General features: G+C 75.7%; 2 protein-coding genes. Both read left to right on the forward strand.

Annotated elements, in window-relative coordinates:
• Positions 1–1,091: polyprenyl synthetase family protein (locus ACFW2E_RS47125; protein WP_384478395.1), on the forward strand; the 1,091-nt coding region annotated here is incomplete at its 5' end.
• Positions 1,088–1,290: FAD-dependent oxidoreductase (locus ACFW2E_RS47130; protein ID WP_384478398.1), on the forward strand; the 203-nt coding region annotated here is incomplete at its 3' end. The genes ACFW2E_RS47125 and ACFW2E_RS47130, both read left to right, overlap by 4 nt.

Here is a 1,290-nt window from a genome sequence, read left to right on the forward strand (position 1 = left end):
GCTGCCTGGAGCAGATCATCGGCGAGCGCCTCGCCCACTGCCGGACGCTCGACACCGTCTTCGGCGACGACCTGGCCGCCCGGCTCGCCGCCTTCACCCTGCACGGTGGCAAGCGGGTCCGTCCCCAGCTGTTGTGGTGGTCCTTCCGCGCCGGCCGGGGAGAGGCCCGGCACACCGCGGCCGTGCTGCGGATCGCGGCGGCCCTCGAACTTCTGCAGACGTGCGCACTGGTGCAGGACGACGTGATGGACGACTCCCCCCTGCGCCGCGGCCGCGCCGCGCTGCACACCGACATCGCTCACCAGTACCCCGAGGCCGGCCCGGACTTCGCGAAGGCCGCGGCGGTCCTCGTCGGCGACCTGGCCCTGGCGTGGGCGGACGACGTCGTCGCCGGTACGACCCTGCCGGCGCCGGTGGCCGACGCCGTACGGGAGATCTGGCGGGTCTTGCGCACCGAGATGGTCGCCGGGCAGTACCTCGACCTGCACGGTCAGGTGACCGGGACGCCCTCCGCGGCCCGCGCTGTACGGATCGCCTGTCTGAAGAGCGGGCTGTACTCGGTCGAACGGCCGATGGTCCTCGGTGCCGCGCTCGCCGGGGCCGACGCGCGGACCACGGAGATCCTGTCGGCGGCCGGACGCTGCGCGGGCATCGCCTTCCAGCTCCGTGACGACCTGCACGGAGTGTTCGGAGCACCCCGTGCCACCGGCAAGCCCTCGGGCGACGACATCCGGCAGGGCAAGCCGACCCATCTGGTCGCCGTGGCCCGGGCCAGGGCCGGGACCGACGGCGACACCGAGGCGCTGGCCGTGCTGGACGACTGTGTGGGTGCCCGTCGGCTGACCGAGGACCGGCTCGCCGAGGTGCGGCGGGTGCTGGAACGCACCGGAGCCCGCGAGGCGGTGGAACGCCGGGCGGAGCGGCTCGGCGTCCGCGGCCTGCGCCGGCTGGCGGAAGCCGCCCTGCCGGAGCCTGCCGCCGGGCGGCTGCGGGAGCTGCTGCGAGCAGCGGCCGGCTGCGGGCCCGGCCCCCGCACCAGAGCGGTGGACGACGGGGGCGCACCGCTGGGCGCCGGAAAGGGGCGGCGATGAGGACGGTGCGCGGCCGGACGGATCACGTCGTGGTGGTGGGCGCGGGCCTGTCGGGCCTGTCGGCGGCCCTGCACCTGCTGGGTTCCGGCCGCCGGGTGACCGTCGTCGAACGCGACGCCCTCCCCGGTGGCCGAGCCGGACGACGCGACCACCGCGGCTACCCCATCCTCACCGGACCGACCGACCAGACGATGCCGCA

Source organism: Streptomyces sp. NPDC058964, from assembly GCF_042741275.1.
GTDB lineage: Bacteria > Actinomycetota > Actinomycetes > Streptomycetales > Streptomycetaceae > Streptomyces.